The sequence below is a fragment of the Rhodococcus sp. MH15 genome (genome assembly GCF_019266045.1).
GTDB lineage: Bacteria > Actinomycetota > Actinomycetes > Mycobacteriales > Mycobacteriaceae > Rhodococcus_F > Rhodococcus_F qingshengii.
The window spans coordinates 2,688-9,426 of the sequence record NZ_LPNP01000076.1 but is presented as its reverse complement, the minus strand read 5'-3'; the positions used below and the strand labels follow the sequence as shown (position 1 = coordinate 9,426).

Genomic DNA, 6,739 nt, shown 5'->3' with positions numbered 1-6,739 from the left:
TGCGCCTGGCCGGTGACGCCCTCGACAGGTGCCGGCGCCGGGTCCAACTCGCGATCCACGGGCACCGTGGGTTCAGGGACGACCCGCTCTACAAGTCGCGGCGCACGCTGCACACCGGCGCGGACCTGCTTACCGACAAGCAGAGCGACAGGCTACGCGCGCTGTTCGTTGATGACGCTCACGTCGAGGTCGAGGCGACCTGGGGTGTCTACCAGCGCATGATCGCCGCCTATCGCCACGAGGACCGGCAACGTGGCCGCGAGCTCATGGAGAAGCTGATCACCGACCTCAGTGCCGGCGTCCCCAAGGTGCTCACCGAGCTCACCACCCTGGGCCGGACCCTGAAGAAGCGAGCCGCTGACGTGCTCGCCTACTTCGAACGACCCGGCACCAGCAACGGGCCGACCGAGGCGCTCAACGGACGGCTCGAACACCTGCGCGGCTCCGCACTCGGGTTCCGCAACCTGACCAACTACATCGCCCGAAGCCTGCTCGAGACCGGCGGCTTCAGACCCCAACTCCTACACCCCCGATTGGGATGAGCCGGTTAAGCGGCAGAAATGATCTGAGGCGTTCATGCGAAGACGCCGTCGGCTGATGTCGTGGACGAACGAACCACGTGCGTGGATCAACGGCAACCACCGCTCTACAGAACGTCGATGCCGGTCAGAACGAGCACCTTCTCCTCAGTGAGATCTTCCATTGCCGAAAGGACTCCCTCTTTGCCTGTCCCAGAGTCCTTCACGCCCCCGTACGGCATCTGATCGGCGCGGTAGCTCGGGACATCACCGACGATGACTCCACCGACGTTCAGAACACGTGAGGCGCGAAAAGCGGTCTGCAGGTTTGAGGTGAAAACCCCTGCCTGCAAACCGAACCGAGACTCATTGACCTTCTCGAACGCATCCTCGTCCGAGGAGACCTTGCAGAGCGCCACGACAGGTCCGAAGACTTCGTCGTCGAGTACCCGCGCGCCGCGGGGCGCGTCCTCGATCACGGTGGGCTCGACAACGGCCCCCACTCGTCCGCCACCGGTGAGAACGGTCGCACCGCCTGCCACCGCCTCGTCGATCCACTGCTCCACACGCACGGCAGCACGCTCGTCGATCAGTGGACCGACATCGGTAGCGTCGTCGTCGGGTGCACCGGTGGACAACATGCCGATCCAGGACAGTATCCGTTGCCGCATGCTCTCGTAGTGCTTGTCGTGCAAGAATACTCGCTGCACCGCGATGCAGGACTGACCAGCTTGGTACATCGAGAACCGCGCAATTCGTTCGGCCGCGAAGTCCTGTCCGGCTTCATCGGACCAGTCTTCACACACCACGACGGCGGCGTTTCCTCCCAATTCGAGCGTGACGTGTTTTCGCGGCACCCGATCGCGGATGGCCCACCCCACAGGAACCGAACCGGTGAATGAGACCACCGGCAGACGCGGATCCTGGACCATCTCCGAAGCCTTTTCGTTCGAGACGGTCAACACGGACCACGCGCCTTCTGGCAGTGACGTTTCCGCCAGCAGCTCACCGAGCACCAGACTCGACAGCGGTGTCGCTGGCGCAGGCTTGACGATGATCGGCGCACCGACGGCGAGCGCCGGCGCAACTTTGTGGGCGACCAAGTTGAGCGGAAAGTTGAACGGGGCGATCCCGAGGATGGGGCCGCGCGGGACCCGGTGAACCAGAGCCAAACGACCGTCCGAGCCTGCATCGGTATCGAGTCGTTGCATGTGTCCACTCCAGCGCCTGGCCTCCTCGGCTGCCCACCGGAAGGTGGTAGCGGCGCGGGTAACCTCGACACGCGCCCACTTGATTGGCTTGCCGGATTCGGCTGAGATGAGCTGGGCAATCTCCTCGTGGCGGTCGTTCAGACGCGTTGATATGTGTATAAGAGCGTCTGCGCGGATATGCACGGGTGTACTCGCGAATTCGGTGGCCACCGCCGAGGCAGCTGCGATCGCGGACTCGATGTGCACCGGATCCGCCTCGGACACAGTTGCGACAATCCGACCGTCGAATGGATTGCGGATCGCGATACGGCTATCGGTCGTCGTCGCCTCGCCGGCGATCAGGAATGGAAAGTGTTTAATGCTCATCGGTATTCCTCTTCGAAGTGTACAAACAACTGCTCGCCGACCCCCTTGTTGCGGTGGCCGGCGAGCGCGTTGATGTACTGGACAGGTCAGACGGATGCAGCGGTGGCTGCGTTCTTCTGGAGAATCTCGAGCGCTTGGATGAGGTAGGTGCGGAAGACTGCGTGGTTCTCGCTCATCGGGAAGTGACCGATGTCTTTCATCTCGATGAACTGCGCGTTCTTGATTTGCGCGGCCGTTCGGGCGCTGTCTTCCGGCGTGGTCAGGTAGTCGTAGTCGCCGGTCAACATCACGACGGGGCAGCGATCGCCGTCGATCTGATCGAGCTTGTCGCGCAGATCGTGATCGACCGAGTAGAAGTGCAGGTCGCCCTTGAACGCTTCGGATCCCTGGGTGTAATAGAACCAGGTCTTCCAGCGATCTGCCTCCGGTGACTGGGGAGCCATGAGATCCCACGTGCCGCTGGCGCACACCTGCGCTGCGTTCGCGTGCGGGTGCTGCCACCAGTCGAGGTAGAAGCCAGGCGAGTAGTCGGCACCTTCGACAGGGATGACGCCGGCGAAGCGATCCGGATTGCGCAGCGCAAGCTGCAGGGCGATGTTGCCGCCGAACGAGGATCCCATGAAGATCGGATTCTCGAGTTCGAGCGCATCAACGAGTGCAACGATGAAATTGGCGTAGTGGTCAGCCGAGAGTTTGTATTCCTCGGTCCACCACTCGGTGTTCTCCGGCGGATCGGACTTTCCATGTCGAGGTAGGTCGTAGGCGATGACGCGATAATTCGCGGTGATCTCTTCGTCTTCCAGCAGCCCGCGCCACTGATGGTTGTGAGCCCCGGCGGTGTGCTGGCACACCAAGGGCTGACCGGTGCCGTTCTCCAGGTAAAAGACCTTGTACAGCAGGCCGTCGACGTCGACGTCGACGTAGTGTCCCGTCACCGGGGAAATCTTGCTCATCTCGAGGGTTCCTTCGTTGGGGGGAGATTTTGAACTGGTTTGGGTGGCGCTGGTGAATCAGACCGGCACACCGACAGTGCGGAGCAGTTCGATCTGGCGTGTCACGCACCGCAAGTTCTGCATGAGAACCAGCACGTCGCCTTCGAGCTTCATGTCCCGTTGGAATGAAGCAGCCCAGATCCCGTGGTACATCGGCGCGGGTACGGGCACGCCGAACCCCTGCCAGGTCTTGGCACTGGCCCGGATGGCGAACTGGTACGGGCGGTCGAGGGGGCCGGGATCGACCGTGATGGCGTGTACTTTGCCGGTCGTCATCTCGACGACGAAGGTATGTGTGCCCATGTCCAAGAGGTACGAACAAGTGAAGTACTTGCCGTGCGCCTGGATTTCGGGATCCTGATCCGAGGCCTGCTCGAACGCATCGGCCCACTGCTGGGGGGTCTGAGTGATGGTGGCAGTCATTGTTTTCCTTCGTCGACTTGTGTGCCGGATTATTTCTGGAACGGGGATGATCGAAGGGTGATTGCTAGTGCTTCACCGTCGCGAACATGACACCCATCACACCGACAATCGACGGGTACGTCCAATACCAATGACCCTTCCGATCGATAGGAAACAACTATTGGTGTGCATCTACCTGGCCGAATAGCATCGGCGATGTGCGCTTACCCCTGGAGTTGAGGCCGCTGTCGTACTTCGTGGCGGTGGCGGAGGAACTGCACTTCGGCCGTGCGGCTGCACGGCTCCATATCGCCCAACCATCTCTGAGTGTTCAGATTCGAAAGCTTGAGCACTCTCTGGGGACAGCGCTGTTCATTCGTGACAGCCGTCATGTGGCCCTGACGCCGGCAGGGGTGAGGCTCTTGGAAGGAAGCCGTCAGCTACTCTCGGATGCCGAGCGCATTGCGTCGCTCACCCGGCAAGTCGGCCGCAGTGCGCGCAGCAATCTCGTGATCGGATTCCAGGCGAATGCTGCCGCTGAGCTGACCCCGGACATCCTGTCGGCATTTCGCTCGATGCACCCGGATGTCGAGGTGGAAATGCAATCGTTCGACTTCTCCGACCCCTACGTCGGACTAGGCGACGGCACGGTGGACGTAGCGTTCATCAGGCCGCCCGTCGTCGTTGCGGACTGGCTCGCGCTCGACACCCTTTTCATCGAACCGCGAGTGCTGGTTGTTAGCTCGGACTCCCCTCTTGCGCAACATGATTCGATCAGTGTCGAGGATCTCACAGGTCAGCCATTCGTTGCTCGTCGCAGTACCGACGAGTGGCGTGACTTCTGGCTCGCACTGAGCTCTCGCGATGGGCATGACGTTCGGCTCGGAGCCGAGGTTTCAACGGTCGACGAGTGTTTCGAAGCGATCTTGTCGAAGAAGGGCGTCGCGTTCTCGCAAGCATCGACGCAGCGGTTCTATTCTCGGCCAGGACTAGCGTTCGTTCCTGTCACCGGCATACCACCAACGCCGTTATCTATCGGTTGGCGATCAGACGTCGATTCTCTATTGACTCGCGACTTCGTAGAGGCTGCTCGCAGCGTTGCTACAGCCCGCCCTGTGCCGAATTCATGGATGCCCGCGGTCGAAGGTGTGACCTCCTTGCTCGACCGTTTTCCGGCCAAGCTCACTTCGTAACGTCTCGCCGCGCACTTGAGGATCGGGCTAGCCGGTCCTGGCAGTGAGCGCAGTCTGATCGCCGTGCGCACCTGGCAGCGACTTCCGCTACTACTAAATATTGGCGACGGCAGGATGAATCATCCGTTTTGTCGATGGTCAAAACGCACACCCAATCTTGGTGTCTTGACAAATATAGAAGCATCCCGGCGAGTCCGGAGACTTTGATGTGCCCTCGGTTTGGCCGAGTCGGTGAACTTGGTTTTCTGGCTACGATCTTGTCCAAGGAGGCAGGACCATGCCGAAGAGATATCCCGAGGAATTTCGCCGTAAGGTCCTCGATCTGGTCGCCGCAGGACGGCCGATCGCGGAAATCGCCCACGATCTCCAGGTCAGCGACCAGACGATCTACGGTTGGCGCAAACAGGACCTGATCGACACGGGGCAGGTACCAGGACTCTCACGCCTCGAACAATCCGAGCTCACCTCGGCGAAAAGACGTATCCGTGAACTCGAGAACGAAGTCGCAATACTGAAACGGTCCCGTGAGCTGCTGAAAGAGCCACACGACCCAAAAGGCGATTCGCGGCCATAGCGACAATGGCCGCGGAAGGACTACCTGTGCAGGCGTCCTGTCGCCTACTGAAGGTGTCCGAAGCGGGGTACTACGAATGGCGCAACCGACCACCGTCACTACGCGCTCTGCGGCACACCTGGCTACTTGAACAGATCACCGCAGTGCATGCCGCATCTCGCGGTACATACGGCGCCAGGCGCATTCACGCCGAGCTCACCCTTGGACTCGGTCTGTCCGTCGGACACAACCAAATCGAGGCCGTGATGTCGCGCGCCGGCATCAAAGGCCTACCCGGGACCAGACGGCCGAAATCTCGACATCAGACACCGACAGCCGGCGACCTGGTCAACCGGATGTTCACCCGTGAACAGCCAAATCGGTTGTGGGTCACTGATATCACCGAACATCGCACTCCTTGGATTCCAGCAATCGTCGCAACACCTACTGGAAGGTGTTGCAATGGCTGGCAAAAAGTACACGGATCAGCAGAAGGAAGAATTCTTCCGACTACTCGATAGAGGTGGCACGGTCCGCGCTGCAGCGCGTGCAGTCGGCGTTCATGAAGACGCAGGCTACAACTGGTTGCGGAAGACAGGGCTGACCATGGCGCGGACGGCGCCGCGCACTTACCCCGCGGAACTGAAAGCTGAGTTCTTGCGGCTCGTTCGCGAGCGGGAAATCATCTCGACTGTTGCTCATGAGCTGGGGATTCATCGGCCAACCGCTTATGCGTGGGCGCGGAAAGCAGGGATATCGACCAGCGAGGCACGCAAGGTCAACCCGCGGCGTGAAGAGTTCCTGCGTCTGCGAGCTGCGGGACTCACGCGCGTAGAGGCGAGGGCTCGCGTCGGGGCCGATGCCCGATCGGCGACCGACTGGGACAAGGGCATCACGATCATCAACCGGGGGCGGGTCTATCCCGACGGTCGGGTGGTGCGGTACCCCGTAAAGAACAATGATGTTGTGCCAGAACGAAGAACTCGCGCGATCGGCGGAAGTGTCGACCTCAACGTCGTCGAGAAGATCATCCATCCCCGCTACCTCAGCCTGCTCGAACGCGAGCAGTTGCAGGACCTACGGCGTGCGGGGTTGTCGATCCGGGCGATCGCGTCGCAGATGCGACGCGCACCGTCGACGATCAGCCGAGAACTCAAGCGCAACACAGTCTCGGTGAGGGGATATATGCCTCATACGGCGCATCGGCTGTCGGTGAAGCATCGGGCCAGGCCGCGGCAGGCGAAGCTGGTTGCCAATGCCGAGCTTCGTTCCTATGTCCAAGGGAAACTGGCGAAAAGGTGGTCGCCGCAACAGATCAGTCACCGACTGGTCAAGGACTTCCCGACCACGCCGGAAATGCGTGCGAGCACCGAGACGATTTATCAAGCGATCTACGTGCACGCCCGGGGCGATCTCACACGGGAACTCGGAAAGCAACTGCGCCGCGGTCGAATTGCGCGCAAGCCACATAGGCAGTCCGATGCCCGTCGGCCGCGGTTCGTCG

Annotated in this window: 7 protein-coding genes and 1 pseudogene; 5 read left to right on the top strand and 3 right to left on the bottom strand. The window is 61.1% G+C overall.

Annotated features, from left to right (window positions below; translation table 11 throughout):
• Positions 1-542: pseudogene (locus ATN37_RS21710) on the top strand (ISL3-like element ISPfr2 family transposase); the annotation flags it as partial.
• A 104-nt stretch (positions 543-646) separates the two neighbouring features.
• On the opposite strand, the gene ATN37_RS21705 reads toward ATN37_RS21710, so the two are convergent.
• From ATN37_RS21705 to ATN37_RS21695, 3 genes are all read right to left on the bottom strand, one after another.
• Positions 647-2,095 (bottom strand): aldehyde dehydrogenase family protein, encoded by a 1,449-nt coding sequence (locus tag ATN37_RS21705; protein ID WP_054828349.1) that lies wholly within the window; start codon positions 2,093-2,095, stop codon positions 647-649.
• A gap of 86 nt (positions 2,096-2,181) precedes the next feature.
• Entirely contained in the window at positions 2,182-3,048 is an 867-nt protein-coding gene (locus ATN37_RS21700) for an alpha/beta fold hydrolase (RefSeq protein ID WP_003941838.1), read from the bottom strand.
• A gap of 57 nt (positions 3,049-3,105) precedes the next feature.
• On the bottom strand, positions 3,106-3,510 hold the full coding sequence (locus ATN37_RS21695) for a hypothetical protein (RefSeq protein WP_003941837.1): 405 nt from the start codon (positions 3,508-3,510) through the stop codon (positions 3,106-3,108).
• 197 nt (positions 3,511-3,707) lie between these two features.
• On the opposite strand from ATN37_RS21695, the gene ATN37_RS21690 reads away from it, so the two are divergent.
• The 4 genes from ATN37_RS21690 to ATN37_RS33210 form a co-directional block, all read left to right on the top strand.
• Positions 3,708-4,682 carry a LysR family transcriptional regulator gene (locus ATN37_RS21690; RefSeq protein WP_042926698.1) on the top strand — a complete coding sequence of 325 codons (975 nt, stop codon included), beginning with the start codon at positions 3,708-3,710 and terminating at the stop codon, positions 4,680-4,682.
• Positions 4,683-4,959: 277 nt separating this feature from the next.
• Positions 4,960-5,256 carry a transposase gene (locus ATN37_RS21685; RefSeq protein ID WP_054828350.1) on the top strand — a complete coding sequence of 99 codons (297 nt, stop codon included), beginning with the start codon at positions 4,960-4,962 and terminating at the stop codon, positions 5,254-5,256.
• 5 nt (positions 5,257-5,261) lie between these two features.
• A complete protein-coding gene (locus ATN37_RS33215; protein WP_082661381.1) occupies positions 5,262-5,756 on the top strand; it encodes an IS3 family transposase in 495 nt (164 codons plus the stop codon).
• A partial coding sequence (locus ATN37_RS33210) for a helix-turn-helix domain-containing protein (RefSeq protein WP_374103518.1) occupies positions 5,698-6,739 on the top strand: 1,042 nt, incomplete at its 3' end. The genes ATN37_RS33215 and ATN37_RS33210, both read left to right, overlap by 59 nt.

Bases quoted from the DNA above. Each gene is read 5' to 3' on its own strand.
- ATN37_RS21685 (WP_054828350.1), top strand. From the start codon at position 4,960: ATGCCGAAGAGATATCCCGAGGAATTTCGCCGTAAGGTCCTCGATCTG.
- ATN37_RS21705 (WP_054828349.1), bottom strand. From the start codon at position 2,095: ATGAGCATTAAACACTTTCCATTCCTGATCGCCGGCGAGGCGACGACG.
- ATN37_RS33215 (WP_082661381.1), top strand. From the start codon at position 5,262: ATGGCCGCGGAAGGACTACCTGTGCAGGCGTCCTGTCGCCTACTGAAG.
- ATN37_RS21695 (WP_003941837.1), bottom strand. From the start codon at position 3,510: ATGACTGCCACCATCACTCAGACCCCCCAGCAGTGGGCCGATGCGTTC.
- ATN37_RS21700 (WP_003941838.1), bottom strand. From the start codon at position 3,048: ATGAGCAAGATTTCCCCGGTGACGGGACACTACGTCGACGTCGACGTC.